The sequence below is a fragment of the Paenibacillus urinalis genome (assembly GCF_028747985.1).
In the GTDB taxonomy this organism is placed as follows: Bacteria; Bacillota; Bacilli; order Paenibacillales; family Paenibacillaceae; genus Paenibacillus; species Paenibacillus urinalis.
Map to the genome: position 1 here is coordinate 4,419,104 of NZ_CP118108.1, position 26,989 is coordinate 4,446,092.

24 protein-coding genes are annotated in these 26,989 nt (G+C 47.1%); 9 read left to right on the plus strand and 15 right to left on the minus strand.

The window, feature by feature from the left end; all coding sequences use genetic code 11:
- Positions 1-66: 66 nt before the first annotated feature.
- From PUW25_RS20400 to PUW25_RS20415, 4 genes are all read right to left on the minus strand, one after another.
- Positions 67-1,602 carry an extracellular solute-binding protein gene (locus PUW25_RS20400; RefSeq protein ID WP_205055156.1) on the minus strand — a complete coding sequence of 512 codons (1,536 nt, stop codon included), beginning with the start codon at positions 1,600-1,602 and terminating at the stop codon, positions 67-69.
- Between the two features lie 32 nt (positions 1,603-1,634).
- Positions 1,635-2,519, minus strand: a complete 885-nt coding sequence (locus PUW25_RS20405; RefSeq protein WP_047914474.1) for a carbohydrate ABC transporter permease — start codon at positions 2,517-2,519, stop codon at positions 1,635-1,637.
- Positions 2,520-2,566: 47 nt separating this feature from the next.
- On the minus strand, positions 2,567-3,487 hold the full coding sequence (locus PUW25_RS20410; protein ID WP_047914482.1) for an ABC transporter permease: 921 nt from the start codon (positions 3,485-3,487) through the stop codon (positions 2,567-2,569).
- Positions 3,488-3,894: 407 nt separating this feature from the next.
- Entirely contained in the window at positions 3,895-6,303 is a 2,409-nt protein-coding gene (locus PUW25_RS20415; RefSeq protein WP_205055155.1) for a helix-turn-helix domain-containing protein, read from the minus strand.
- A gap of 248 nt (positions 6,304-6,551) precedes the next feature.
- On the opposite strand from PUW25_RS20415, the gene PUW25_RS20420 reads away from it, so the two are divergent.
- Together PUW25_RS20420 and PUW25_RS20425 are read left to right on the plus strand one after the other, a co-directional pair.
- A complete protein-coding gene (locus PUW25_RS20420) occupies positions 6,552-7,913 on the plus strand; it encodes a dipeptidase (RefSeq protein ID WP_047914473.1) in 1,362 nt (453 codons plus the stop codon).
- A gap of 89 nt (positions 7,914-8,002) precedes the next feature.
- Positions 8,003-8,248: a hypothetical protein gene (locus PUW25_RS20425; RefSeq protein ID WP_152557840.1), complete on the plus strand. Its 246-nt coding sequence runs from the start codon at positions 8,003-8,005 to the stop codon at positions 8,246-8,248.
- Positions 8,249-8,617: 369 nt separating this feature from the next.
- On the opposite strand, the gene PUW25_RS20430 is transcribed toward PUW25_RS20425, so the two are convergent.
- The 3 genes from PUW25_RS20430 to PUW25_RS20440 form a co-directional block, all read right to left on the minus strand.
- The gene (locus PUW25_RS20430) at positions 8,618-9,220 is read right to left on the minus strand and encodes a hypothetical protein (RefSeq protein ID WP_047914472.1); all 603 of its coding nucleotides are present in this window, start codon (positions 9,218-9,220) and stop codon (positions 8,618-8,620) included.
- A 171-nt stretch (positions 9,221-9,391) separates the two neighbouring features.
- The gene (locus PUW25_RS20435) at positions 9,392-10,360 is read right to left on the minus strand and encodes a phosphotransferase family protein (protein ID WP_047914471.1); all 969 of its coding nucleotides are present in this window, start codon (positions 10,358-10,360) and stop codon (positions 9,392-9,394) included.
- A gap of 1,218 nt (positions 10,361-11,578) precedes the next feature.
- A complete protein-coding gene (locus PUW25_RS20440; RefSeq protein ID WP_047913631.1) occupies positions 11,579-11,800 on the minus strand; it encodes a helix-turn-helix domain-containing protein in 222 nt (73 codons plus the stop codon).
- A 271-nt stretch (positions 11,801-12,071) separates the two neighbouring features.
- On the opposite strand from PUW25_RS20440, the gene PUW25_RS20445 reads away from it, so the two are divergent.
- From PUW25_RS20445 to nagA, 3 genes are read left to right on the plus strand one after another with little or no spacing between them, the layout of a single operon-like run.
- Positions 12,072-12,929: a MurR/RpiR family transcriptional regulator gene (locus PUW25_RS20445; protein WP_047913630.1), complete on the plus strand. Its 858-nt coding sequence runs from the start codon at positions 12,072-12,074 to the stop codon at positions 12,927-12,929.
- A 6-nt stretch (positions 12,930-12,935) separates the two neighbouring features.
- On the plus strand, positions 12,936-13,661 hold the full coding sequence (nagB, locus tag PUW25_RS20450) for a glucosamine-6-phosphate deaminase (protein WP_047913629.1): 726 nt from the start codon (positions 12,936-12,938) through the stop codon (positions 13,659-13,661).
- Positions 13,662-14,840: an N-acetylglucosamine-6-phosphate deacetylase gene (gene nagA, locus PUW25_RS20455; protein WP_274338438.1), complete on the plus strand. Its 1,179-nt coding sequence runs from the start codon at positions 13,662-13,664 to the stop codon at positions 14,838-14,840.
- A gap of 99 nt (positions 14,841-14,939) precedes the next feature.
- Here nagA and PUW25_RS20460 read toward each other — a convergent pair whose 3' ends face one another.
- From PUW25_RS20460 to PUW25_RS20480, 5 genes are all read right to left on the minus strand, one after another.
- Entirely contained in the window at positions 14,940-15,752 is an 813-nt protein-coding gene (locus PUW25_RS20460) for a YhcN/YlaJ family sporulation lipoprotein (RefSeq protein WP_052512255.1), read from the minus strand.
- A 272-nt stretch (positions 15,753-16,024) separates the two neighbouring features.
- On the minus strand, positions 16,025-16,969 hold the full coding sequence (locus PUW25_RS20465; RefSeq protein ID WP_205054944.1) for a DUF4340 domain-containing protein: 945 nt from the start codon (positions 16,967-16,969) through the stop codon (positions 16,025-16,027).
- Positions 16,969-18,354 carry a GldG family protein gene (locus tag PUW25_RS20470; RefSeq protein WP_047913626.1) on the minus strand — a complete coding sequence of 462 codons (1,386 nt, stop codon included), beginning with the start codon at positions 18,352-18,354 and terminating at the stop codon, positions 16,969-16,971. Before PUW25_RS20470 ends, PUW25_RS20465 begins: the two co-directional genes overlap by 1 nt.
- Before the next feature lie 5 nt (positions 18,355-18,359).
- Positions 18,360-19,070, minus strand: coding sequence for an ABC transporter permease subunit (locus PUW25_RS20475; RefSeq protein ID WP_047913625.1), 711 nt, complete (start codon positions 19,068-19,070; stop codon positions 18,360-18,362).
- Positions 19,067-20,098 carry an ATP-binding cassette domain-containing protein gene (locus PUW25_RS20480; protein WP_205054942.1) on the minus strand — a complete coding sequence of 344 codons (1,032 nt, stop codon included), beginning with the start codon at positions 20,096-20,098 and terminating at the stop codon, positions 19,067-19,069. The genes PUW25_RS20475 and PUW25_RS20480 overlap by 4 nt, the downstream gene beginning before the upstream one ends.
- 280 nt (positions 20,099-20,378) lie before the next feature.
- On the opposite strand from PUW25_RS20480, the gene PUW25_RS20485 reads away from it, so the two are divergent.
- The 4 genes from PUW25_RS20485 (at position 20,379) to PUW25_RS20500 (ending at position 24,534) form a co-directional block, all read left to right on the plus strand.
- Positions 20,379-21,449: a glycosyltransferase family 4 protein gene (locus PUW25_RS20485; protein WP_081872727.1), complete on the plus strand. Its 1,071-nt coding sequence runs from the start codon at positions 20,379-20,381 to the stop codon at positions 21,447-21,449.
- Positions 21,450-21,595: 146 nt separating this feature from the next.
- A complete protein-coding gene (vanR, locus tag PUW25_RS20490) occupies positions 21,596-22,294 on the plus strand; it encodes a VanR-ABDEGLN family response regulator transcription factor (protein ID WP_205054941.1) in 699 nt (232 codons plus the stop codon).
- On the plus strand, positions 22,278-23,411 hold the full coding sequence (gene vanS, locus PUW25_RS20495; RefSeq protein WP_238546475.1) for a vancomycin resistance histidine kinase VanS: 1,134 nt from the start codon (positions 22,278-22,280) through the stop codon (positions 23,409-23,411). Before vanR ends, vanS begins: the two co-directional genes overlap by 17 nt.
- A 145-nt stretch (positions 23,412-23,556) precedes the next feature.
- Positions 23,557-24,534, plus strand: coding sequence for a D-alanyl-D-alanine carboxypeptidase family protein (locus PUW25_RS20500; RefSeq protein WP_047913621.1), 978 nt, complete (start codon positions 23,557-23,559; stop codon positions 24,532-24,534).
- Positions 24,535-24,564: 30 nt separating this feature from the next.
- Here the strand turns inward: PUW25_RS20500 and PUW25_RS20505 are convergent, their stop codons facing one another.
- The 3 genes from PUW25_RS20505 to PUW25_RS20515 all read right to left on the minus strand — a co-directional run bounded on the left by PUW25_RS20505 (position 24,565) and on the right by PUW25_RS20515 (position 26,987).
- Complete coding sequence (locus tag PUW25_RS20505) at positions 24,565-25,611, minus strand: glycosyltransferase family 4 protein (protein WP_047913620.1); 1,047 nt, start codon at positions 25,609-25,611, stop codon at positions 24,565-24,567.
- A gap of 19 nt (positions 25,612-25,630) precedes the next feature.
- The gene (locus PUW25_RS20510) at positions 25,631-26,335 is read right to left on the minus strand and encodes a glycosyltransferase (RefSeq protein WP_047913619.1); all 705 of its coding nucleotides are present in this window, start codon (positions 26,333-26,335) and stop codon (positions 25,631-25,633) included.
- A gap of 70 nt (positions 26,336-26,405) precedes the next feature.
- Positions 26,406-26,987, minus strand: a complete 582-nt coding sequence (locus tag PUW25_RS20515) for a class I SAM-dependent methyltransferase (protein ID WP_047913618.1) — start codon at positions 26,985-26,987, stop codon at positions 26,406-26,408.
- Positions 26,988-26,989: the final 2 nt, after the last annotated feature.

Here is a 26,989-nt window from a genome sequence, read left to right on the forward strand (position 1 = left end):
GCGGAAAAGGAGAGGGGGACATCCCGCTCTCCTCATCTATGAATGCTGCTGGTTAATGAAGAGCTCTTACTGTTTAACCTCAGCGTACAGCTTGTTTACTTCCTCGATATATTCCGTACCTCCGTTTGCCTCCCACAGCTCAAAGGCTTCCTGCAGTCCTTGTTCATCAATCTGGCCGACAATAAACTTGGTACGGGCATCATTAATAATGTTGTCGAGCTGAGGTCCTTTTTGGGCATACACATCCGAGATTAGAGGCTCGCCTGGGTTAGGAATGACAATCTCTTCATTCGCCTTCTGAATTTCAGCAACCTTCTGACGGACTGGTGTCTGCTCTACGCTGAGACCCCGCGTTTCCGGAATGAACATCAGGATCTGATTCGTACCATTCAAATCGCGCAAAATCTGTTTATCCGTACTCGGTACGATATAGTCCTCTTTCTTCTCATAGTGCGTACCCTCAATGCCTGAACTCATCAGCATCTGCAGCTCTTCCTCGTTCAGCTTGTCTAGGAAGGTCAGCACTTCCTTCAATTCTTCTTCTGTCTTCACACTCTTCGAAATAGCAATCATTCCGGAATATCCCGAGGTCGGCAGATCTCGATGCCCTTCAGGTCCAACCATGGCAGGCAGCACGTCGATGGCTCCCGTCGCATTTGGATCCTTCTCCAACACCTTCTGATCGATCCGCTGAGCGTTATCCGCTACGTCGACCATAACACCGCCTTTTCCATTGACCATAAGATCCGGCATCTTCGTTGCATCCATGACCGCAAAATCCTTGTTGACGAGTCCTTCCTCATATAGCTTGCGGAAAAATTTGAGCGCTTCCAAATATTGTGGTGTCTTATGAGCCGGAACGAGCTGACCGTTCTCATCCTCACCCCAGCGATTCGGTGCACCAAACCACACCGACATGATATCCCAAGGTCCGTTGAATTTACTTGCAATCAGCCCGTACGTATCCTTCTTGCCATTGCCGTCCGGATCATTCTCCGTGAAGGCCTTCATTACGTTATAAAATTCATCAATAGTCGTCGGTGCGCTGAGTCCGAGATTATCCAGCCAATCCTTACGGATGGTAACACCGTTACGTCCCAAAACCCGTGCACGATATATTCCATACGTCTTCCCATCTATCGAAGCATTGTTCAGAATAATCTCATTCGCTTGAGATAAGTTTGGATAGTCCTTCAGATAAGGACCCAGTTCCCAGAAGGCACCGTTGCGTGAGGCATTGATGAAGCTTGGCGATTTACCGAGAACGACCATGACGTCCGGCAGCTTGCCTGAAGCCAGTGTAATGTTGAACTTGTCTTCATATGAGCTGCTAGGCACCCACTGAAATTCCAGCTCCGTATTGGTCAGCTCCTCCAGCTTCTGAATGACAGGATTATTGGCAGCCGGCGTTTCCGCTTCAAAATTTGGTACCATAATGCCAAGCTCCAATTTGCCTGCGGCTTCTCCTCCGGATGAACCGGATTGCGCCTGCTCACCGTTACCGCCCGGCGAGGATGAGCAAGCGGCAAGCATTGCCGCCACAAGGAACGAAGTGCTTAGAACTTTGATCGAATGCTTCACAGACTTCTTGGCTTGTTTCATAAACAGTACCCCCATTGAATAGTTTATTTGGATTAACCTTTAATTGAACCAAGCAGCATGCCTTTGGCAAAGTGCTTCTGAAGGAACGGATAAACCAGCAGAATTGGGATCGTACCGACGACGATGACCGCCATCTTAATGGATTGCTCCGGAGGCTGAACAAAATTAGGATCCATGTTTGCCATATCTCCGGCTGTGCCCTGCGAGAGCAGCACAATCTGTCTGAGCATAACCTGCAGCGGCCACATGGCACTGTCCGACAGGTACAAGAGCGCCGAGAAGAAGTTATTCCAATGCCCTACTGCATAAAACAACGCAAACGTAGCAATGACCGGCTTGGAAAGGGGAAGAACAATGCGCCAAAATACACCGAGATCTGTACAGCCGTCAATCCGCGCCGCCTCTTCCAGTCCTGCAGGCAGCTCCTGAAAAAAGTTTTTGACGACAATCAGGTTAAAGGCACCGATAGCACCAGGTAGAATCAAGGACCAGTAAGTATCCAGAAGACCCAGCTCTCGAATGACCAGATAGGTTGGAATCATCCCTCCTCCGAACAGCATGGAGAAGATGACGAGGTTCATGATGACATTCCGTCCCCAAAAATCCTTGCGGGAGAGCGGATACGCCATGGTTAGTGTGAACAGCAGATTAACGAGTGTTCCCACAACCGTAATATATACGGAGTTACCAATGCTCTTAAAAATCGTAGATGATGAAAAGATGTACTGATACGCACTGAAGGAAATATCATGTGGAATGAGAAAGAAGTTTCGCGCCGTGATTTCGGCTTCCGTTGCAAACGAGTTGCCGATAATATATAGAAACGGAAGCACCGTGACAATCCCGAAGATGCTGAGAATCAGGTAATTGAATACGTCAAAGACTCGTCCGCCCGGCGTATTAAACCTTTTGTCCATCTACTATCCCTCCTTTGCAAGAGTCATGTTATTGGCCGATATTTTGTCTAGTAGATGCCGGAGTGGCCGAACTTCTTGGCAAGCTTATTCGCTCCAAGAATGAGGATAATCCCTACAACCGACTTGAATAATCCAACCGCTGTACTGTAACTGAATGCCCCTTGAGTGATACCGACCTGGTATACATAAGTATCGAACACATCGGCAACATCGCGGTTAAGGGAGTTGGTCATGAGGAAGATTTGCTCAAATCCGGTATCAAGGAAGTTCCCCAGACGAAGAATAAGCAGAATGATGATGACATTACGGATGGCCGGCAGAGTAATATGCCACATCCGGCGAAAGCGTCCCGCGCCATCCACAATTGCAGCCTCGTACTGTTCGGTATCTACACCAGCGAGTGCCGCTAAGAAGATAATCGTGCCCCAGCCAACTTCCTTCCACAGCATCTGAACGATAATGAGCGGTCTGAAGGCATCCGGATCAGACAGAACATCGATGGGCGTGCCTGTAATCCAGGCGATCAGCTCATACAGAACCCCGCCGTCAGGCGTAAGAAATACATACGTAATACTTGCAATAATAACCATGGATACAAAATGCGGAACATAGACTAACGTTTGTACGGTTCGTTTAAACCAGGATTTTGAAATTTCATTGAGAAGTAAGGCCACGAGAATGGGAGCCGGGAAGAAAAATACGAGATCATACACGGCCAGAATCAGGGTGTTGCGCAGCAGCCTGTAGAAATCAGGATTTTGGAAAAAGGTCGTGAAATTTTCGAATCCAACCCATTCACTTTCCCGAATACCGAGAAAAGGCTGATAATCCTGAAAGGCAATGACGATTCCCCACATCGGCGCATATTTGAATACAAGAAAGTATAGAAGTCCAGGCGTGACCAGCAAGTATAACCATTTGTTGCGTTTCAGCTGGGACAGCCATCGTTTTCTTGCATTCCTTTTCATGTCCGCCTTCGTAGGAATTTGAGAGCCGTAACCGACGATTCCCGGGATCTGCGAATCATTTTTCATAGACGTCTCCTTTCCATTTTCTTCGTTCATTTTGAAAGCGTTGTCAAAATGTATGATCCTTACTTTATCCAACGTTTTGCGTTTCCGCCAACATTCATTTTTTGTTCCGGCCCTTCAATTCGGCAGAAAAGAACGTCATTACAGCGTTTTAAGAAGCTTATTAAATCGGGGGTTTTCATGTGATTGAACTTTTTTGCCTGAATTACTTTTTTTTGTAAATTAGATGAAATCATGTGTATCCATGCATGAAGAATGGCTTCGTACTCATAAAAAAGCTCTACTTATCCACCGAATAAATTTCAACGAGGACAAGTAGAGACTTCCTGATCTTCAGCACACTGCTATTGATGCCATTGATCGCGATATTGACCCGGCGTCATTCCTTCCTGCTTCTTAAAAATCCGGTTAAAGTAGCTGTGCTGATAACCAACTCGGTCCGCGATATCATTCATTTTCAAATCTGTTTCTCTCAGCAATTCCTTCGCTGCCTCAATCCGTTTGTAAGTTACATAATCGATAAAATTGATGCCTGCTACCTGTTTAAATGCTTTGCTAAGTGCGTAAGGGGTCATTCCCTCTTGGTCTGCACAGCTTTCCAGCGATATGTCTGTCATGTACTGCTCGTCGATACGCTGCATCGTTCGGTCAATAACGGGCTTAAGTCCGGCATGAGATCTCTCTTCCATGTAACGGATATAAGGAAGAAATACTTCTTGTCTCATCCACTTCTCAATTGGAACCCGTTCCTTCAAGGATGCAATCTCCTCATACAGATTCCTCCCCTTGAACAGCTGATGAGAGGGAACTCCGGACTGAAGCATCATGTGAAGCAGGCTCGCCAGCAGCTGAAGCATCGTTTGCTGTAATTGGTACTCGGTCGTATGCTGCTTAATGGCCTCCTCCATAAATTGAGACAAGATACGCTGTGCCTCTTCCATTTTGCCTGTACGCACCGCCTGGACGATATCGCGCTCAAGGAGGAAAGGATAGCTTGACTCTTCTATTTTTTGATATTGCAATTCTTCATCCAGATCCAGAAGCTGATTCAGATCTTCAATGCTTCTAAACGCTTCTGCCTGCTCCAGCTCCAGGAATCGTGCCGGAAGCTCGGATACCAAGCCTGCTGGCCTGCTGATCAAGATCGTTACGTTCATCTTCATAATCCGGTTGATCACCAGCATCAGCTCATCTCCCCACACAAGGGCAGCGGACTTCAGTGACTCCTCATTCGTGCCCGTAAGGAGCACAGCCGCGGATAAATCATGAAAATTCAGGACTGCAGCCTGCTCAAACCGCTGTGCGGCAAACTCTTCAATAATATTAACAGCAGCAAAAGTGACAAGTCCTGTGTCCTGCTCGTTAAAACGACCGTTTAGATTCGAATAGCCCGTCAGCCGCAGCTTCACCAGCAAAAATTGGCGATCCTCCACCTTGAACCCGAGATCCGACATCTGTTCAATGAGATATGCTTCTGAATGGGACGATAGATGCCCTTGAATCAGCTGCATAACGAAGCTTCCACGCAGCATGGGCAGCTGATCATCCAGCTTGCGTCTTGCTCTGCTTCTCTCCGTAAGAAGGTCGTTCCAGTAGGTTTCAAGTAATTCAAACTCGTCATGATGCAGTAATGTTCCTTGAAGTCGCTCCTTTTCATTCGTACCCAATACACCGAGCAACCGCTCAATAGGGGAATAAATACGCCGTGAGGCCAGCCAGGATAATAAAATGGCAATAAGCAGACCTGCCGCGCTGACGATTACAATGAATTTGGACACCGACAATAAGGGTGCTGTAATATCCGTTATCGGAGCGGCGGATACATAGACCCAATCAGAGTCAATGCGACTCAGCTTGCCATAGGACACTGAATACGTTGTATTTTCAAATGTATATAAAAAAGAACCGTTATTACGCTCCAAATCGACCTGCTGCCTAATCTGCTCGTTCAGCTCACCGGAGGAGGCCCCTTTGTGATCACCGCCGGACACCAGCACCTCTCCGCTCTTATCCAGCAAAAAGGTCGAGCCCTGGTCATATGGAGTAAGCGTTTTCAGAATACTTCTGACTTTATCATTATCTAGCGTCACAATAAGGGCTCCGAACGGTGCCGTGCTCCCTCCGGGAATTTTGTGCACCAGCACCAGCGCTTCATTAGTGTCTGTATGCAGCAGCTCCTCAGCCGTGTTCACATCACCTTCGGGCAGGAGCTGTCCTGGAAGCCTATCTGTCCAGTACACCTGACTGCCGCCCGTTAAATATTGATGATAGGATCGGATCAACTGTTCATCCGACAGCTCTCCATAAGAGCGGTTAAACAAAATCGGCTTCGGCTCATTCAAATAGAGCTGTACCTTATCTATCAGCGGATGTGACCCCTGTAACACATATAAGGTTGTAACAATATCCTCCGTCTGGTCAAAATGATAGACGTAATCCATATCCTTTAATTCTTCGCCGAATCGAGGCTCAAAGGCCCAGTGGGATAATCCAAGCTCCATATATGAAAATTGATCAGCGATGTTCGCTGCCCGATTACTGATCTGATTCTGATGCAGCCGACTGAACTCCTCCTCCATCTGGGAGACGACCAGCCAGTAAATAACGATTCCTGTAATTAAGCCCGGAATGCTCGCGATGAGCAGAATCGTAATGAGATTCTTCCGATAGTACCGGCCTTTGAAAGGCCGCTTCTTCTCACTAGGTAGTGGATCGTATTCTTTCTCTCCCGTCAACACCTGCTGCGGATTCATGAATCGCTCACCTGCCCGTTTCCTATGAAGTTTACTATAATATTTTATTAATTTATTTATAATTTTGTAAATGTTTTATATATTCTCTGTTTGCATTCGCTGTTCCCTCTTCATTTCCTGCTAGCTTGGATGAATTCCGTATCTCAACCCGGAATAATTTCGTATTCTGCCAAAAAGAGTGTAAAATAATAGGGCAAAGCAATATCATTGCTGCTGTTTATGATGAATCAAGGAGGATGAATATTACAATGAGCGTTGATTATAAAGCATATTTTGCTGAACATCGCGAGACACATTTGAATGAATTAAAGGAATGGCTTGCGATTCCAAGTATTTCTGCTCTGTCCGAACATAAAGGAGATGTTCTGAAGGCGGCAGAATGGGTAGCTGACAAACTAAAGACGGCGGGTCTTGAGCATGTAGAGATTCACCCTACGCAAGGCCATCCTGTTGTTACGGCTGATTACCTTCATGCAGAAGGGAAGCCAACGCTTCTCATCTACGGCCATTACGATGTACAGCCAGTCGATCCGCTCCATCTGTGGCAGACACCGCCATTTGAACCGGATATTCGGGACGGTAAGCTATACGCCCGCGGAGCCACAGATGACAAAGGTCAATTATTCCTGCATGTGAAGGCCATCGAAGCGATTTTGAAGCAGGAAAAAGAGCTGCCTGTAAACATTAAATTCTGTATTGAAGGGGAAGAAGAAATTTCAAGTCCAAATCTTCCGCTATACTTGGCAGACAACACGGACAAGCTTGCTGCTGATGCGATCCTGATCTCCGACACCTCGCTGCTGGCTCCAGGCAAGCCTGCGATCTCAACAGGACTGCGCGGACTGTGCTCTATGGAACTGTCACTAAATACGGCAAACACGGATTTGCATTCGGGATCATATGGCGGTGGTGTTCCCAACGCCCTTCATGCCATGGTGTCTCTGCTTGCTTCCCTGCATGACGCACAGGGCCGTGTTTCTGTAGATGGGTTCTACGAGGGTGTGCAAGAGTTAAGCTCTGAGATGCGCGAAGAATTCGCAAAACAAAATTTTGATGAGGATCAGCTGAAAAAGGATCTGGGGCTTGACGCTCTGTTTGGTGAAGAGGGCTTCTCCTTCGTAGAACGTGTAGGCGCACGTCCAACCCTGGAGCTGAACGGTGTATGGGGCGGCTTCCAAGGGGAAGGCAGCAAGACGGTCATTCCGAAGGAGGCCCATGCCAAGATCACCTGCAGACTCGTCGCAGATCAGGACCCTCAGAAGGTGATGGATGCGATCGAAGCCCATCTTAAGGCACATACGCCGGTGGGAGCACAGCTCTCCTTTACTCCTAAGGAAAAAGCATTTGCCTTTAACATTGATCCAAACCATCCATTTCTGCAAAAAGCAGCGGATGCCTTCGAGAACGTCTATGGCACACGTGCTCTATTCACCAAAGACGGCGGATCAATTCCAATTGTTGAGAAGCTGTCCAGTACCCTGAATGCTCCTGCTGTCATGATGGGCTTTGGCCTTCCGGATGAGAATCTGCATGCACCGAATGAGCATTTTAATCTGGAGAACTTTGACAAGGGCTTGCTGACGATTGTGGATTATTTGAAGCAAATCTAAGGCGGGTTACATAGGAGCTGGGGCTGAATTGCGAAATTAAGAAGTGTTGCTGCGGAGATGGAGGGCGTATTGGATGTGATGCTTCGGATATGGGTGGGCTCGCTTCGGGTGCTCCGTGGACGGATTGGGTTCCGATCGTTGTTGCCCTCAGACTTCTTGATTCTACTGTGATTACACGGTTGAAGTCTGACGGCAAAGACGAACGCTCCGCTTCTTCACTCCAATTCCGTCCTCTTCGCTCTTCGGCTCGCCTCTATGGTTCGAAGACAACATCTTATTGGTTAGAGCCCCAATCCTCTGCGTGGGGGATGGGGCTCCGTGAGCGGGCTGGCTGATTTACAGCCCGCTCTTTTTTGTGTTGGGGATGCTTCGTGGAAGGGCGTGCTGGATGTGATGCTGCGGAGATGGGCGGCTCGCTTCGGGTGCTCCGTGGACGGATTGGGTTCCGATCGTTGTTGACCTCAGACTTCTTGATTCTACTGTGATTACACGGTTGAAGTCTGACGGCAAAGACGAACGCTCCGCTTCTCCACTCCAATTCCGTCCTCTTCGCTCTTCGGCTCGCCTCTATGGTTCGAAGACAACACCTTAAATGACTGGAGCCCCAATCCTCTGCGTGGGGGATGGGGCTCTGTTAGCGGGCTGGCTGATTTACAGCCCGCTCTTTTTTGTGTGGGTGATGCTGCTCGGATTTATGACTGAATTTAGTTTTTCCGCCGCTTACGTAGTATTACCAGTAGAGTCACAGCAAGCATGGCAGCAATAATCATCAAAGGCACAATCCAAACTTGGCTTGATCCTGGGTTTTTATTCACGATGAGCGCTTCCGAAGCATTTTTTTCATGACTTGTATCTGCTACCGGCTTATACCCTGCTCCAAGTGCGGCCAATTCTTCCTGTGCGGAGCCCAGCTCCTTTGTCCCTTCGCAAATACCGGTCTTGAGCTGATCATACGGTCCATAAGCAAAAACGATAAATTCTTCATCAACTTCGAATCCCTCATAACCGCAGCTTTCTGAACTTCTTGCAGTGTATACGGTGGCTTCTGCACCTAGCTCCCCTTTCCACACATTCATAACTTCAAATTGTGCTGAGACCGGATCTGCGGAAGACCAGATCATTCCTTGGTCCGGTTGACTAAGACTGATCAGCTTTCCTGTAAAAATTGCCGTTTTCCGACTCAACTGTTCTTCCATGCTGACAGGGCCAGCACAAGAACAGGCATGAGCTGTTAAGGGCGTTACAGAATGAACAAGACCAAGCAGAATTAAAAAACTCAGAAGGAACATTGTTAATTTGTTTCTCATTCAGATCACCTCGCGATCTAATCTTCATTTTGTTGGATTAGACGCTGTGATAAAATGAATAGTTCCATATAAGGAGCAACGTGCCTCGTCGTTCCTTTTCACGTAAAACACCTAATCAAACCACTCTTAATCGTTACTCTGCCGTCTTAAGATAATCGTGTAGCTGAATCACTAATAAGGATATTGCCGAATAAATCCTTCCCAGCTTTGAACAAGATTATCTGAGGCCCATTTTAAATAATTGGTGTCTGTGTAACCACGGTAGGAACATTCAACACACAATATCAGATCAAGGTACACATCATACAGCGCCCGCCGCTTATGTTCCGCCTCCGTAACCACATCCCGGCCATATCCTAAACGAAAATCTGTAACCTCATTTTTATGATTAAAATGGTACTCCATCAGCGGATCTCCCCAAAAAGCACGTTCAAAATCAATCAAGCCAGAAATCTTGTTATTTTCAATCATGACATTCCCGTCCCATAAATCCCAGATGATAAGCCTAGGCTCTGTCACTTCATCCAATGCGTCGGCAAGTCTGTACATCGCTGCATACATTTCGGTTCCTGACACGGGCAGCTTCACTCCGCGCTCTTCCGCGTCGGCAAAGTGATCATCCAGCATTAGAAAAAAAGCTTCCCTCCAAGTCGATTTTCTTCTCTCCTCTTGAGCGTAGAAGCCAAATCCGTCTCCCTTGATCTCATTCATCTCACGATTGTATACGCCCAGCTGCTGATAAATCTCTGTTAATGTGCTTTCCGGGAGTTCATTTCTGATCTTGTTTAAAGACTGACCTGGAATATAGCTCATTAGAAAATACTCAGACTCGATTATGCTTTTTGTAGCATCATGATAAATAACCCGTGGTGCAATGGTGAACCCCGAAGATTCCAACAGCCGCAGCACCTCAACCTCTGCACGCATCAAGTTACGCTCGTAACGCATGAAGGAGTCCATGCTCGCCGCGATCTTCGCTACTACCTTCGTATCATTCTCCAAGGTGATGAGATAAGCTGAATTTGCCCAGCCTTCAGTAAGCTCCTCTGCCATCTTAAGCTTCCCGGCTTCAGGAAAAGCAGCTGAACATATGCTTTCGATATCCTTACGCTTCAACTTCAGTTTAGTAGTACTTTCCATAGTGACAGCCCATCTCCCTATTGTTATGTATAGGTATTGAGTGCGCTTTCTTTCTACCTATCTAATTATGTACTATATCGATTACATGACAGAGAATAAAGTCAATTCTTCACGATCCTCAGCAAAAAATATGCACCCCTTAACATTGAGTTTTTGCATGACATTCAAAATGTGTTTTGCACCAAAATAAGCACCACGTGCAGCGCTCTTCACACTCAGACTGGTTGCTCACCTAGGAGAGCAACCACGTCCCCCTCCTCCACACCCCAGAGGAGATGAGAATTTCTGACGCTGCCCCCTGGGAATAAGCTGTTTTTGAGATGGGAACGACTTTTGGCTTTTGCTTGGACCACTGCTCCTTCGACCTACCCGCGTCCAAGCAAAAACAACCGGAGTGAGCAGCACAAAAACAGCGTTTCCCCTTGCTCCAAAGTACCCACCACGCGCAACATCTAACTGCGTTTCCCCTTCCACCAAAGTACCCACCACACTAAGCATCTCTTCACACTCAGACTGGTTGCTCACCTAGGAGAGCAACCACGTCCCCCTCCTCCACACCCCAGAGGAGATGAGGATTTCTGACGCTGCCCTTCTCGGGAATAAGCTGTTTTTGAGATGGGAACGACTTTTGGCTTTTGCTTGGACCACTGCTCCTTCGACCTACCCGCGTCCAAGCAAAAACAACCGGAGTGAGCACCACAAAAACAGCGTTCCCCTCGCTCCAAAGCACCCTCCACACGAAGCATCTCTTCACACTCAGACTGGTTGCTCACCTAGGAGAGCAACCACGTCCCCCTCCTCCACACCACAGAGGAGATGAGGATTTCTGACGCTGCCCTTCTCGGGAATAAGCTGTTTTTGAGATGGGAACGACTTTTGGCTTTTGCTTGGACCACTGCTCCTTCGACCTACCCGCGTCCAAGCAAAAACAACCGAAGTGAGCAGCACAAAAACAGCGTTTCCCCTTGCTCCAAAGTACCCACCACGCGCAACATCTAACAGCGTTTCCCCTCGCTCCAAAGCACCCTCCACGCGCGCCATCTAACTGCGTTTCCCCTTCCACCAAAATACCCTCCACGCGCACACCTTTCCACCTATGTATAACTTCAGTCAGCCCACGATCTCATCTCCTCTAGCACAAACGGAAGCCCTCCTCTCTCATCCAAATCGGATGAGCGAAGAGGGCCATGACGAAAACGAAAGAACTCCGTGCCTTCGTCAGATTTTTAATTCTCCTAACTTGATCAATTCCACTACCGCTTGTGAACGACCCTTAACATTGAGCTTCTGCATGACATTAGAAATGTGGTTTCGGACCGTTTTCTCGCTGATAAAGAGAAGTCCTGCAATGTCGCGTGTCGTTTTGTCCTGCACCAGAAGCTCGAATACTTCGCGTTCACGATGGGTCAACAAAAATTTGCTCTTGTGGTCACCCTTCAATGTTTACCCCTCCTTGCCCGGGTTTGTATGGTGTAACAAGGTTAAGGGATACAGTCAACTCATCTTATGTAAAATCACCTATATTGGTTCAATCTTCGGAAAAAAATGGGCTAAAGATCAAACTTCAAGTACATGCTAGGTAAGGCTGAGGAAATGTGTGGCTAACGGTTGATTTTGCCCTACATTTTGATTAAGATGAAGGTATACAAAAATAATTTTCATTAAAATTAATATATTTGTGAAATTAATTTTCTAACAAGGCGGATGAGTTATGACGACGATACTTAATGCTCTCTCCAAAGAGCTCGATCAGCTTCCTTCCCAGGAACGCCGGATTGCAGAAGTTATTTTGACATCTCCCGCTGAGGTGACCGGGTTATCGATTAAGGAACTAGCTGAGAACAGCGGTACGAGTCCTGCAACGGTAACCCGTTTTTGCAAATCTCGTCATTTCAGGGGGTTTCCCGACTTCAAGATGAAGCTGGCAGCGGAAATTTCCCAGCCAACGGGCGTTACGGCTTATCAGGATATTGTCGCGGGAAATTCACTTTCTACGATTATAGAAGCCATTGAGGCGAACCATCTCGCTTCCATTACCGATACTACTCGTTTGCTTGATCATGAACGCCTGGAGGATGCAATTAAGCTCTTATGCGGCGCTAGGCGCATTGATCTGTATGGGGTAGCCACCTCATCCATTGTAACGCAGGACTTTTATCAGAAGCTGATCCGTATTGGCGTTTCCTGCACTGCTTTTTCTGATGGACATATGCAGGTCACTTCAGCCTCTTCATTGGGTGAGCAGGATGTTGCGTTTGCCGTGTCCTATTCGGGAGAAACACAGGATACAATTGATGCACTCCTTTGTGCCAAAGAAAATGGAGCCCGCACCATCTCACTAACCTCTTACGGACACAGTACACTGGCCTCCATTGCAGATATTCCCTTGTTCACCTCTTCCCTGGAACAGGGTATGCGCAGAGGGGACATGGCCTCGCGTATTGCACTCCTTCATGTGATCGATATTATATTTACCGGCATGGTTAGTCATGATTTTGATCGATTTGTCCCTAGGCTGAATGTGTCCTATGAGCAAGTGCAGCGAATTAAACTAAGAAATGAAGGGTGATTTCATATGAATATTTGGACTTTTGAACATGAGCATGACCTGAATGCAACCGGCGCTGGAATTATTGCCGCTCTTCTGCAATCCAAACGTAAGGCTGTACTGGGTCTGGCAACTGGCAGTTCCCCTGTCGGTATATATAAAGAGCTGATTCAAATGTACAACAAAGGACTCGTGAGCTTTGCCCAAGCTTCCTCCTTCAATCTTGATGAGTATGTAGGACTTCCTGAAGATCATCCACAGAGCTATCGCAGCTTCATGAATGAGCAGCTGTTTAACCACATTGATATGAATATGGATCACACGCATGTACCGAATGGGAATGCATCTGACTTGGCAGCGGAATGCGTTCATTATGAACAGCTGGTCAATGATCACGGCCCTGTCGACATCCAGCTGCTGGGCATAGGACATAACGGGCATATCGGATTTAATGAACCTGGAGCAAGCCTGACGAGCGGCACTCATGTCGTTGATCTCAAAGAGGAAACCCGCAAGGCGAATGCCCGATTCTTTGATTCTCCGACCGATGTACCTAAGCAGGCTATGACGATGGGCGTCGGTTCTATTCTCAAAGCAAAACAAATCCTTCTCGTTGCCCGCGGTGAAGACAAGGCAGACATCATTCGTACAGCGCTGACCGGTCCCATCACTACAGAGTGCCCTGCATCCTTGCTTCAGTGCCATCCGAACGTTATTGTACTGTTAGACCGCGGTGCAGGGAGGCTGATGTAATTGCTTACTAAAATATACGGAAATGTCGTTACCAAGGACAGTGTAATTGAGGATGGTGTCGTTGTCATTGAAAATGAAACCATCGTGTACGCAGGCACCCAGGCAGCTCTACCTCTTCGCTGGAATGAAGGCGTCATAGAAACGTTCACAAGCGAGAATGGATATATCCTTCCCGGCTTCATTGATATCCATGTTCATGGCGGCGGTGGTGAAGACTTTATGAACTCAGACGAGAACGTGCTCGATACAATTACGTCTTATCACGCTTCTCAAGGAACGACGACGATGCTTGCTACAACCATGACTGCGCCTAAAGATTGGATTGAGAAGGTGCTCAGCGAAGTGAACAAATACCGTTCCAAGGAGATGCCTTACGCACAGCTTGCAGGGGTTCATCTGGAAGGTCCCTTTATTAGTCCAAAATGGCCCGGAGCGCAAAATCCGGAGCATATTTCACTGCCGAATGTAGACTGGCTGATCTCCTGGGAACAGCAATATCCTGAACTCGTTCGGCAAGTGACGCTTGCTCCTGAACAGCAAGGTGCGCATGAGGTGATCGCATGGCTCAAAGATAAAGAAATTATCGCCGCATTGGGTCATACGGATGCAACTTATGAAGAAGTAGAAGCCGCTGTAGAAGTGGGACTCCACCACGCTGTGCATACCTTTAACGCGATGACCCCTCTTCATCACCGCAAACCCGGTGTAGCCGGTGCCGTGCTCAGTGATGAACGGATCAGCGCCGAAGTCATTGCAGACGGAATTCATGTTCATCCTGCCGCAGTCTCTCTTCTTGCTCAGTTAAAAAGCAGGCTGCAGAAGCTGGTACTCATTACGGATGCCATTTCGGCGACCGGGCTTGAGGATGGAAATTACACCCTCGGTGACCTGCCGGTCATCGTTAAGGAAGGTGTGGCTCGGTTAGAGGATGGAGTTACCCTTGCAGGCAGTACACTTACGATGATTCGCGGCTTCCGCTTCCTCGTGCAGGAGGCCGGGCTCGATATTATAGAAGCTTCGCAGGCAGCTAGTCATAATCCGGCCGAGCTTCTAGGCATATTGGATGCGACAGGAACCATTGAGCAAGGAAAGCAGGCGGATCTGCTGCTGCTGGATGACTCGCTTCAGCTTAAGCAAGTATGGATCAAAGGCCGTGCATTAAGCATGGACAGTAGATAAGAAGTTAAAATGAAGCAAAATAAGGCGTTGTCCCTTAGAGCATCTCTCTGGAACAACGCCTTTTTTATATTCATTCCCCATAAGCTCTTCTATGCTGGATTAACGATTATTGTTGTTGTCAATCATGGTTCCGTTTGTCGGGAACAAACGATCCATCATGGTTTGAAATTCATCAATAAATCCGCTGATGGGTCTGCCTTCGGTCACATCGTTAACATAACCTTGAGCACGACCTACAAAGTCTGCATTTGCTGAGATGTATACATTTTTCACTTCTGGAGCCATTTCTTTGATCTTCGCTGTAATCTTTTTCTTCATTTGATCAGATACTTCTTCTTCGGCCTGGTCATGATCATTCATTTTAGTATACGTTGTCGGGCCTTTGGTATCATTCATTCGTACATTGTTCGGATTAAACAATCCGCCTGCTCCTCGAGGACCGTTCGCTGAATCTCCCAGCATGTTGCTCTGAGAATAATCATTAGTAAGTCCTGGAGCAATACCGCTGGTTGTATAAGGAGCTCTCGTCCCGGTCTTTACTCCCATGCTGCCAAGGTCCTTGCTCTTCATATTACGGTTATTGTGGTGTCTTGTGCTTTGCGGCTGGACCCCGTCTTTGAGCGATACCGCAACATAAGCGTTATGATCAGTAAGGAGAACATAAGCATTACCCACTCCATCCATATCAGATACAGTCTTTGATAAATCATCGCTGTTTCTGAGATTATTGGTACGATGAACACTGTTTGCATTTAATCCGTACCGATTGTTATCGGTCTTGTTGTTACGCACATTATTGGTGTTCAAATCATGATTATCCGTGTTTGTGCCACAGCCTGTTAGACCAGACATGACAAGTAAAGCGGTGGATAAAGATAAAGTGATCGCTTTTGTTTTGTTCATTCCTGGCATTCGTTCATCCTCCATTTCAAGTATAGGTTAGGGTACTCCATTAAGGTGCACAAACCAGTTAACCTATATGCTGAAAGGATTTGGAACCAACGATGCAAGGGAGTGAGAAGCTTCATTCATCCGAAGATAAGAATCATATAATATCAGCGCCCCCTGTAAAAAAGGAGAACCGCCATCTTAGATTAAGTGGACTGCGAGCTGAACTAAACATCTGAGTTCATTTCTATCGTCCAATCAAAATGGCAATTCTCCTTGTTTATACATAATCGGCATTACTCCGTATCTGCATCATTTACTTCGGTGCCGCTGCTCAGCAGCTCTTCTGCTCTATCCTTAATTTCTTGAACAGCATCTGATGCAAGAACATAACTAAGTGAGTCCTCTGCGGTCTTAACAAAAATGACACCGGGCTCTGATGATTCCGTCCAGCCTTGATATACGCTGTTCGAACCGTCCTTGAATGCAGCCGTCAATGTAAAAGCAATCTGAGCCTGATCGGCATCAAGCGGCTTGAGCACTTGATCTGTCGCTGTATTTTTCGTCAGATTCATTAAGGAATCGGCTCCAGCCAGTTCAACACTCTTCCCATTCATGGTCCAACTGTTCTCTTCATCCGTCGTACGATTCAGCATCCATGTCGAATCTTCGCCTTCCCACTCCAGTGATACCAGCTGATCATTATCCCATTCGAATGGTGTGGTATCCATAAATTGAAGCGGAGTGAGCATCAGACTTGAAACCTCGGCCTCACTGACAGCCGCAACCAGACTTCCATCGACCTGTACATAATTATCTTCTCCTGTAGGCAACATATGACCAACGGCCAAGGTGAATTCAGTGCCATCCTGAGCGGTCATAACGATACCGTCTCCTGCAAGGTCAAGACCGTATTTCTCAATATCGGTTGGCTCATTCTCGATTACTTTCGTAATTTCAGCTGCACGGAGTGCTTCCAGCCAGTTGTCTACCGCATAGCTGTTCACGGGGTAAGCTTCAGGCTCTGTCATAACCCAGCCACCCTGTTCTTTGGTCAACTGAACTTCTTCCCCTCCGTTAATAACACTGAATTTCTCGATTGCACTAGGATCAAAGCTGCTGGTATCTATGAGCTTGCGAGCCGCCTCCGGCTCTTCCTTGAAGTAGTTCTGGGAATGAGCGAAGATCCAGCCGCCTGCCAGAATAACGAGCAGCAACAGAGTAGGAATGAATTTCTTCATTATCTTCTCCGCCTCCACCATAATAGAATACCTGCTGCAACAAATAACAGCGGGAATAAGATGACCGCAATAACAAAAATTCCGGTGCCTTGAGAAGGTGTCAGATACGCCAACTCATAGCCCGCCTGCTCTTTGGGTCTGATCGTAACCCCGTTCTCCTTCTCGGCCAGGTAATTTATCGTGTTCAGAATAAAATCACGATTCCCGCCTGTCGAGAATTCGGAATCCTGAATAAATGTAGTTGCACCCAGTATAACCGCCTTTGGCTTGCCATCCGGTGTACTTACGGCATATCCCACATCTACAGGTCCCTGCAGATCGGACTCCGCATCATTATCCGTATCGTTAACAAGAAGTCCTTCTACATTCGTCTCTCCATAACTGCTCTCCGAAGACTGCACAATCGGAGCGACCGTCCATTTATCCTGCTCGGTAGCGCTGAGCCCAAGAGTCAGTGAAAATACAGGAGTTAAATTATGCTCAATCAGCTTATCCGTAATGGCATGAGACTGAAACACCGGCATGGACCACAGCGGTCCCATCGACATCGACTGTTCTGGGTCGACCATTACCGCATGCTCGTTATGGACTCCATATTGCTCAGCGAGTGCATCAATATTAGGCCAAGCGGTATCCATACTTTCATGAAAAGCCATCGTAAGCAGCAATTTCCCGCCATTGTCCATATAGGACTGTATCTGCTTCATCTCTGAATCCGTCAAATCGTTTTGCGGACCCAGAATCGCCAGTATATCCGTTCCTTCCGGAACAGCCTCTCCATCGGCAAGAGATATTTCTTCTGTCTCGACATTGCTTTGATTCAGGGATGACTGAAAGCTTGCTGCGAGAGACAAATCCAGCTCACCATGTCCCGTTAGAAGTGCTACTCGGTGGACTTCATCCGATGAGAGCGAATTCAGTGCCTGTGTCAGCTTCTCTTCTCCAGAGAAGAGATAAGAGCCTTCTGTTTCACCGGAGGTGAATAGATCAATCATGGGAACAACCTGCTGCTTGTCCCCTTGCACCAGCACAATAGAGCTTGCCGTAAGACCGTACTGCTGGGCCAGGATGGGCTCGTTCTCCAGATTGTAATGCTCCACTTTCAGTTTATTATTTCGTTTGCTGTATTCATCAACAATATCCTGCACTTCCCTGTTCAGCAGCTCATCACTGGAGGAATTCACGGTGAAGACCAGCATTCTGACGTCTTCTTCCACACCTTTTATAGTCTCCAAGGTTTGCTCAGACAACGTATTCTGCTTGTTCGCAGTCATATCAAGCTGGAAGCCGCCTAATGAATTCAGGAACAACGTAAGCAATATAAAAATGCCGATCACTGCAATGGAAATAACAGCACTGTTCGTATGATTCAACCATTTTTTCATCTCTCTTACCTCCACCTTTTCCGCTCGACGCCTTGAATGCTGAACGTGAGGAATAAGGCTGTCAAAGTAAGATAGAAGATAACATCCGATCCGCTAATGACACCCTTTGTGAAATTCATGAACCGGCTCGATAAGGAGAAGGGTTCAAGCCACGCTGTAATCGCCGCATTTCCACCGAAAGAATCCAGCATCCATAATACAAACAGAATAATAAAGCCGGCTACTGCCGAGACCATCTGATGCTGGGATAACGAGGAGGCAAACATTCCGATCGCCATCATCGCCGCACCGAGCAGGAAGAGCCCCAGCGCAGATACACACACTGTCGTCTCATTGATATCTCCATAGAAGGACATCAGCAGCGGATAAGTAAGACTGCACATAATAAGAGCCAGGAGAATGACCAAGCTTGCCAAATATTTGCCGAACACAATCTCCAATACACTCGAAGGAGAAGTCATCAATAGCTCATCTGTACCCTGCCGGAACTCCTCCGCGATCAGACGCATAGTCAGAAGCGGGATAACATATAGCAGCAGTGATATCGTATCCCCCAGAACAAGCCGATAATCGACGATACTTGGCTGATAGTAAACAAAGCTCATAAAAAACAAAAAACTCGACAGCAAGACATACACTGCAAAGGCAAAATAGGTGGTTGGAGCGAGGAAATAGGATTGCAGCTCTTTGTAAAATATAGCGAGCATCCGTTTCATGAACCCTCACTTCCCTTCGGCGCTTCCAGCCCTTGCCCTGAGGCAGAGACAGCAAGTGAACCTTCCTTCCCGGATTTCACTCCGGCTTCATCTGTCGTCAGCTTTTGGAAAATCTCTTCAAGGGACTGATCCTGCTTCTTCAATTCGAGGATAGGGAGCTCCGATCTCGCCAGTAAATAAAATAATTCTTCTCGATAATCATGATGAGCAGAAGCATTCAGCTCTAAGCGGACGAGGCCGTCCTCTTCCTTGTGTGAGCTAAGCTCTACCTTCTCCTCCAAACTTTCTCCCCAGGTTTGAATCAACGGGACGACCGTCTCCGATTCCCCCTTCACAGTGAGAGAAACGTGAAACGATTGATTCATTGTACTGCCGATGGATGCAGGAGACCCATCCATTACCAGCTGTCCTTGATTAATGATCAGCACTCTGCTGCAAAGGGTGCTCACCTCGGGCAATATATGGGTACTAAGCAGTACGGTATGATTATCGCCGAGCTCTCTGATGAGATTACGGATTTCCATGATTTGATTAGGATCAAGCCCTGATGTTGGTTCATCGAGCACAAGCAAGTCCGGCTTATGTATAATGGCACCAGCCAGTCCTACTCTCTGCTTGTATCCTTTGGACAAGGTCCTGATGATCTGACGCTCCCGACCAGCGAGGCCCAGTCTTGATAACATTTCGTCGACTCTCTGCTTTTGCTCTCTGGCGGGCACGTCTCTCAATTTAGCTACAAATCTCAAGTACGAAAGAATCGACATATCTGGATACAAGGGAGGCGTTTCGGGCAAATATCCGATACGGGATCGGGCTTTCTTACCCTGCTCATGCACGGATTCACCGTCGAGAAGCACTTTGCCTTCTGTCGGCCGTAAATACCCGGTGATCATACGCATGGTTGTCGTTTTGCCAGCACCGTTTGGACCTAGAAAACCGACGATCTCTCCCCGTTCCATTGAAAAGTCCATATGATGCACTCCCCTATGGCTGTCGAACGTCTTGCTTACCTGATCTAACCTCAGCACATTCGCTACTTCCTTTCTATATCAATTCAGACCGAAACATGATCCATACTAAGCATAGCCACCCAACTATAAACATGGCTTAAATGAATTTAAAAGAACCCTTAAAAAAATATGTCCAAATTATGAACGAACAGCTCTCAGCCCACACTCTATACCGGTCAATCACGTACTTTAGATAGACGAACTAAATGGATACGGACAAATACGATAACCTACAACCGCCCATTTTCCCCTTCGTTCTATCTAACCGGCGTATAAGAAACTGCGGGAGGGATCTGCCTTGAAAGTCCTCTTTACTTTCTTTATTCCAAGCGGAGGTGTGGAAACACTTAACCGTTTGCGATGCTCTGTGCTGAATCAACATGGCATTGAAGCCCACACGCTGTACCTTAAGCCAGGGACAGGTATGCAGAATAATACCGGTACCGTATTCATTACCAATCATGATAACGAGATCAAGTCACTGTTAGACCAGCAGCAATATGATGCGATCATCGTCACATCGGATATCAACATGGTGGAACGGCTCCGGCTTGTACTGGATTACAGGGGGCGCATCATCTATGAAGCACAGGGTCTCGGCACGAGAGAAGCTGCGATCGAAACGATATGTACAGCGATGCCCTATCTGCAAGCACATGCGAATGCCGTACTCATCCCCCCTACAGCTCATCTTCAGCAGTTATTCGCAGAGATTTGTCCATTCATGCATCGTTTCATTATTCCAAACATGCTGGATACAACAACATTCACGCCGATTGATACCGATATACCCCCCTATCCCGCCATTATGTGGATTGGAAGACTGGAGCATAATAAGAACTGGCGGGAGTTCCTTCATATCAGCCACCGCATTATTCAGCACAAGCCCAATGCGAAGATATGGGTATTTCATGACCCTACACTCGCGGTCCCGACCGACGAGCAGCAATTTTACGAAACGCTGAAGGCACTAGATCTGGAGGATAAGATTGGCATCTTCAGTAACATTCCGAATAGTATGATGCCGCAATACTATTCTATGGCCGCCAGATCGGGCGGAATCATGCTGTCGACTTCCATTATGGAAGGATTCGGCTATGCGGTTGCAGAAGCCATCAGCTGCGGTGTACCTGTACTTAGTTCCGATTCTGATGGCGTGAGGGCCTTCATCACCCACAATCAGACGGGTAAATTCTATTCGCTCGGCAATATTGAGCAGGCTGCTGCCGAGGCGATCGAGCTCATGGATAACCTGGCTCTTCGCGAACATATTCGGCGTGCAGGCAGGGAGCATCTCGTTAACCATTTTTCCGGCAGCACATATGCGGTCTCCTTCAGACAAATGATGAATGCACTCTCTATTTACTAATCCATAGCGAACATTGACGCCCTGTTCTTCATGAAGACAGGGCCTAGGTTCGTTCCATGAGCACGATTCGCTTTCTGACCAAGCTATGGTTAAAATAAGACAATGAATAAAGTGAAGATAGCTGATATGAAGTAAAGGTGGTCCCTATGAGCACAAAGATTCTAGTTGTAGACGATGAAAAAGAAATTGCGGATTTGGTAGAGCTATACTTAAAAGCCGAGAACTACGAGGTATATAAATTTTACAGCGGGAAGGAAGCGCTGGACTGCATTCAGCAAAATAAGCTGAACCTGGCCATCCTAGATGTTATGATTCCAGATATAAGCGGCTTTGATATATGCCAGCAGATTCGAGAGAAGCACCACTTCCCGATCATTATGCTTACGGCGAAGGAAGAAGAGATCGACAAAATTACCGGGCTGACACTAGGTGCTGATGATTATGTAACCAAGCCGTTTCGACCGCTTGAGCTCGTTGCCCGTGTCAAAGCTCAGCTCCGAAGGTTTACGAAGTACAATTTGGAGAATCCGCATACGGATGAGGACAGAATCATTGCCTTCTCCGGTCTGGTTCTCAATAAGAATACCCACGAATGTTACTTGAACGAGAAGCTGATCTCCCTTACGCCAACGGAATTCTCCATCCTCTGGATGTTATGCTCTAACCGGGGTCAGGTGCTGAGCTCCGAGCAAATCTTCCAGGAAGTATGGGGAGAGAAATATTATACAAACAACAATACTGTAATGGTTCATATCAGGCATCTTCGGGAGAAAATGAATGATCATATGGACAAGCCCAAATATATAAAAACGGTCTGGGGAGTAGGTTATAAGATTGAAGGATGATTTTCGAAAGCTCAAAAACAAAATAATTACTCAAATTCTGCTTACCGCGATCCTAACGGCCATTATTGGACTGGCAGCCAAGAACATTTTGATTGACGGTGTGCTTGAGGCTCCTTTTGCCGATGCATTCATCCGATTTGCAGAGGTCGTTCTAAGTATTGAGTACAAAACGGCGGTCCAGCTGTACTACCTTATATTTCAGCAGAACAAGGATCTGATACTCGGGATCTTTTTTATACTGCTGCTGTTCTTGATCTTCTATTGGACACTGAGCAGAGCAACCCATTATTTTAACGAAATCAACCGGAGCATGGATAAGCTGGTCGAGGAATCAGACGAGCCTGTAACTCTATCTCCAGAGCTTGAAGTCGTCGAGCGTAAGATGAATCTGGTGAAGGACACGCTCCAAAAAAGGATGAAGGATGCCCAGGAGGCGGAGCAGCGAAAAAATGATCTGGTGGTCTATCTCGCCCATGATATCAAAACACCGCTTACGTCCATTATCGGATATCTCAGTCTGCTGGATGAAGCCCAGGATATGCCGATGGAGCAGAAGGCCAAGTATGTGAACATTACTCTTGAGAAGGCATACCGCCTGGAACAGCTCATCAATGAATTCTTTGATATTACCCGCTTTAACCTGCAGAAGATTATACTTGAGCAGACGGATATCAGCCTCTCTATGATGCTCATGCAAATTGCGGATGAGTTCCATCCGATGCTGGCAGAGCATGAGCTTACCGTATCCGTACAGGTAGATGAGCAGCTGACACTGCATGGTGACCCGGACAAGCTTGCGCGAGTGTTCAACAACATTATGAAAAATGCGATACATTACAGCTATTCAGGTACAAATGTCGCTGTAACAGCCGTGAAGCAGCACGGTACGGTGGTCATCACCTTCGCCAATGTGGGGGAGACGATTCCTCCCCATAAGCTGAACACGATATTCGAGAAATTCTACAGGCTGGATACCGCCAGATCCTCTGCCACCGGCGGAGCCGGCCTTGGACTTGCAATCGCCAAGGAGATCGTGAATGCGCATGGCGGAACCATCACTGCGAGCAGTGACAGCTCACATACGAAGTTTATTGTCACGCTTCCGGGACAATCTTAAGAAACTCTTAAGAACTTGACCAGGAAAAATTAAAAAACAACTCCCTCTTACATGATTGAATGGAAGTAGTGCTCCTGAGTCCACACTTACCTGCGGCTCGCAACATCCTAGAAGCACTGCTATGTAAAGGAGTTGTTTTTTTAGCATGTCGAACACGAAGAAAAAGAATAAACGATTCTCGCTCAAAGGATTAATCTTAATTATCCTCACCATCCTGCTGCTTGCGGATCTGGAAGGTGTACTTCAACAGATCGATCGTGCTGCAAATCGCTGGTTCCAGAATACCAGAAACACTTCGGATGCGATCGTGCCTTATGAGCTGTACAGCTCGAACGCCAAGCTGGTACGTCTTGCTGACGACGAAGTATTGCTTCATGTTAATTCCGAAGAGAAAATATACCCCGCTTCCCTCACAAAGATCATGACGGCCATCCTGGCTATCGAAAGCTTGTCCAGTCTAGAAGAGAGCGTTCAGCTTAATCCTGCGTTATTTCCTCCCCTGGTGGCTGAAGGAGCAGCGATGGCCGGATTTCTGCCGAATGAAGAGGTAAAGGCGATTGATCTGCTCTACGGTACCTTGCTTCCATCGGGAGCGGAGGCTTCTGTAGCTCTTGCACAGCTTGTGTCCTCCTCGGAGGAAACTTCTGGAGCTCTCGAACAGTTTGTTTCCTCCTCGGAGGAACAGTTCGTCGCCAACATGAACAAAAAAGCAGCCGAGCTCGGAATGCGAAATACGCATTTTACTAATCCGACAGGGCTGCATGATGAGGAACATTACTCTACCATTGATGACCTGACCATTCTGTTGCAATATGCTCTTCACAACAAACAATTCAAGGAAATATTTACGACCACCCGTTACAGCACGAGTGTCAGCTCACTGCATCCTGATGGTATAACGATATACAGCACCCTTGCAGAACAGTCAGACCGAATGAAGCTGGCAAATGGAGAAATTAAAGGTGGGAAAACGGGGTATACCGAACGGGCGGGCTTATGTCTGGCGACTTATGCTGTCATCAACGGAGAGGAGTATATCCTAATTACAGCGGGAGCGGACGGCAATGCCCATTCCGAGCCCTATCATCTTCAGGATGCCATTCAGATCTATAATCTAATCTAGCTTGAATTTCTGGCCTTCAATATAAGTTCATCATTTCAGCAGTGAACGGCTGACAATATCGTTCACAACACGCTCAAACTCGCTGTAGCTCCGTTCCCAGGTGAACGCATAAGAATCCTGTTCGCCTCGAACCGCCAGCTTGTGACGTAGTGCCGGGTCCTCAATAAGCCGAATGATATCCTGTGCTAGCCGGTTCTCGTATCGGTAGGACATTAGACAATTTCGTTCATGTACCGCATATTCGGTATTCCCGCCTGAATACGAAGTGACAAGCGCTGCTCCGCACCGCATAGCTTCAAGTCCAGGCAAAGATCCGCTGTCATACGAACCAGAGCTTACATAGATGTCTGTCTGGTTGTAATGGAATCGAAGCTCTTCGTCATTCACCGGGGTGTATAGCCGATATTTACCGGATGCCTGCAGCTGCTGTATATCCTTTGAATCTGCATACTCGCCGGGCGGTGTAACAAGGTTAATGACCACGTCAGGATAAAGGGCCTTTACAATATCCAGCTGGCTGAGCAAATATTTCTGCTCCCGATGCCAGGAGAAGTCCCCTTCCTCCTTCCGATAGATGGAAGTGATATTAAGCGGCATATTCAGATGCTCGCGAATGTTCATGTTGTGAAAGAAACTGTTCACACCTACAGGAATGATGCGTCCCTTGATCCCATGATTTAAGTAGATCACATCCTGCTGCCATCGGGACAAGACAAGCAGATTCGGTGTCAGATTGTAAGAAGGAAAGGAATACTGATTATCTTGGAGAAAAGTCGGCTCATAGCATAATGATAAGCGGATATGCAGTCCTTTCCCCTCTTCACTGGCTTGCTGAGCAGGATAAGCTGTTGTATAGAAATTGGACACGATCACATCGCCGGCTGGAATATGATGTGCCAGCAGCGTATCATCTCCGGTTTGAATCAGATTGGCCTTCAGCTCATATTCAACAACACCGTACTTCGGCATGACCACTATAACCTCATGCCCGATGGTCGCCAGCCGGTTGGCCAGCTCCGTGAGCATGCGCTGAGCTCCGCCTCGGCATAGCGTATATACAGGAAAAATAAAACGCACACCTTCACCTCCCTATAGATCATATTAAGGACCGTAGTGACGTCCTGTGCAAAGCTTGGATGATTTGCTTCTCATTTTCAATGGCTTCATGGTGCTTGAACGTTCCCATATCGTCGTGTACGCGGTAGTGGACTAGAGGCTTGTTAATGATGTCGAGGTCGTAATGGGGAAGGATTCTTAGCCACATCTCATAGTCATTGGCGTATCGGAACACAGGACTGAACAGGCCGACCTTCTCAAATACTTTCATATCCAGCATGACCGTGCATCCATTGATTGGGCAGCCGATCAGGAGCGTCTCAACCATTTCTGCGCGCGTGCCAAGCTCTGGATATACCTCACCAATCTCTTCACTAAGGTGGTTAATATAGCTATAAGCAGAATGGCTGAAGGACAGGTTACGCCTCAGCATGAAATCGAGCTGCAGCTCGACCTTCTGAGGTACGAATACATCATCACTGCTCAGCCAGGCAAAATAATCTCCTGTCGCATGCACGATTCCCGTGTTCAGAGCCGTTGCTGTTCCTCCATTGATCTTGGGTATATAACGAATCTGGTCCAAGTAGGGAGTAACAAGCTCCTTGTGCACCGTCGAGCCATCATCGACTACAATGACCTCAACATTAGGATAGGTCTGATTCAAGGCACTCTCAATCGCTTCATGGACATATCTGCAGTTATATACCGGAATGACGATAGAAACTCTAGGAAGCTCTGCCCTCATAACGAATCACCTCGCTTTTTGTATCAAGTTAAAACGGATTACAAGGAAGCGTCCAATCCTATCCTAAGCTCTAGGTGTCAAGTGTTTTCCAGGCAAGAATGGCATCCATTGCTACATGCTCATTGTGGAAAGAAGTCTCAAAGGAAGGATTACCGAGATCATGAAATCCCTTAAGGACAATGACATGATACCCCAGCGCGAGCAGCTCCTGCTCATCCCAGCCGCTATGATGCTTCTGATATGCTTCACCGTTCAATTTATAATGATCCACACCTGACTGTGGAAAATATCCTCTTGGCGTAAAGATGATAATGCGGTGCTTAGCAATCTGTTCCGCTTGCTGCAGCAGCTTCATTCCGTCTTTCTTCGTAAAGTGTTCAAGAGAATCAATCATCGTAATTGTGGAGAACGACTTGTTGACGAACAACTGGCCTATTTTCCTTGCATCCGAATTAATCGGGATAATATGGGGTGACAGGTTCACTCGATGCTCAAGATAAGGGCGGTGAATTTCTAGTGCAACGATAAGTCTGGATTCATAATATTCAAGCAAATGTCCCGGACCGCTTCCAATATCCAGCACACTATCTGAGAACCTCAGCAGTTCACATAATAGAGGGAGTAAATCAGCTTGCTCAAGCTCCTGATACATAA

What these genes read in the sequence shown, in the direction of transcription:
- PUW25_RS20400 (WP_205055156.1), bottom strand. Translation starts at nt 1,602, where the DNA reads ATGAAACAAGCCAAGAAGTCTGTGAAGCATTCGATCAAAGTTCTAAGC.
- PUW25_RS20405 (WP_047914474.1), bottom strand. Translation starts at nt 2,519, where the DNA reads ATGGACAAAAGGTTTAATACGCCGGGCGGACGAGTCTTTGACGTATTC.
- PUW25_RS20410 (WP_047914482.1), bottom strand. Translation starts at nt 3,487, where the DNA reads ATGAAAAGGAATGCAAGAAAACGATGGCTGTCCCAGCTGAAACGCAAC.
- PUW25_RS20415 (WP_205055155.1), bottom strand. Translation starts at nt 6,303, where the DNA reads ATGAATCCGCAGCAGGTGTTGACGGGAGAGAAAGAATACGATCCACTA.
- PUW25_RS20420 (WP_047914473.1), top strand. Translation starts at nt 6,552, where the DNA reads ATGAGCGTTGATTATAAAGCATATTTTGCTGAACATCGCGAGACACAT.
- PUW25_RS20425 (WP_152557840.1), top strand. Translation starts at nt 8,003, where the DNA reads ATGGGTGGGCTCGCTTCGGGTGCTCCGTGGACGGATTGGGTTCCGATC.
- PUW25_RS20430 (WP_047914472.1), bottom strand. Translation starts at nt 9,220, where the DNA reads ATGAGAAACAAATTAACAATGTTCCTTCTGAGTTTTTTAATTCTGCTT.
- PUW25_RS20435 (WP_047914471.1), bottom strand. Translation starts at nt 10,360, where the DNA reads ATGGAAAGTACTACTAAACTGAAGTTGAAGCGTAAGGATATCGAAAGC.
- PUW25_RS20445 (WP_047913630.1), top strand. Translation starts at nt 12,072, where the DNA reads ATGACGACGATACTTAATGCTCTCTCCAAAGAGCTCGATCAGCTTCCT.
- nagB (WP_047913629.1), top strand. Translation starts at nt 12,936, where the DNA reads ATGAATATTTGGACTTTTGAACATGAGCATGACCTGAATGCAACCGGC.
- PUW25_RS20460 (WP_052512255.1), bottom strand. Translation starts at nt 15,752, where the DNA reads ATGCCAGGAATGAACAAAACAAAAGCGATCACTTTATCTTTATCCACC.
- PUW25_RS20465 (WP_205054944.1), bottom strand. Translation starts at nt 16,969, where the DNA reads ATGAAGAAATTCATTCCTACTCTGTTGCTGCTCGTTATTCTGGCAGGC.
- PUW25_RS20470 (WP_047913626.1), bottom strand. Translation starts at nt 18,354, where the DNA reads ATGAAAAAATGGTTGAATCATACGAACAGTGCTGTTATTTCCATTGCA.
- PUW25_RS20475 (WP_047913625.1), bottom strand. Translation starts at nt 19,070, where the DNA reads ATGAAACGGATGCTCGCTATATTTTACAAAGAGCTGCAATCCTATTTC.
- vanR (WP_205054941.1), top strand. Translation starts at nt 21,596, where the DNA reads ATGAGCACAAAGATTCTAGTTGTAGACGATGAAAAAGAAATTGCGGAT.
- PUW25_RS20500 (WP_047913621.1), top strand. Translation starts at nt 23,557, where the DNA reads ATGTCGAACACGAAGAAAAAGAATAAACGATTCTCGCTCAAAGGATTA.
- PUW25_RS20510 (WP_047913619.1), bottom strand. Translation starts at nt 26,335, where the DNA reads ATGAGGGCAGAGCTTCCTAGAGTTTCTATCGTCATTCCGGTATATAAC.
- PUW25_RS20515 (WP_047913618.1), bottom strand. Translation starts at nt 26,987, where the DNA reads ATGTATCAGGAGCTTGAGCAAGCTGATTTACTCCCTCTATTATGTGAA.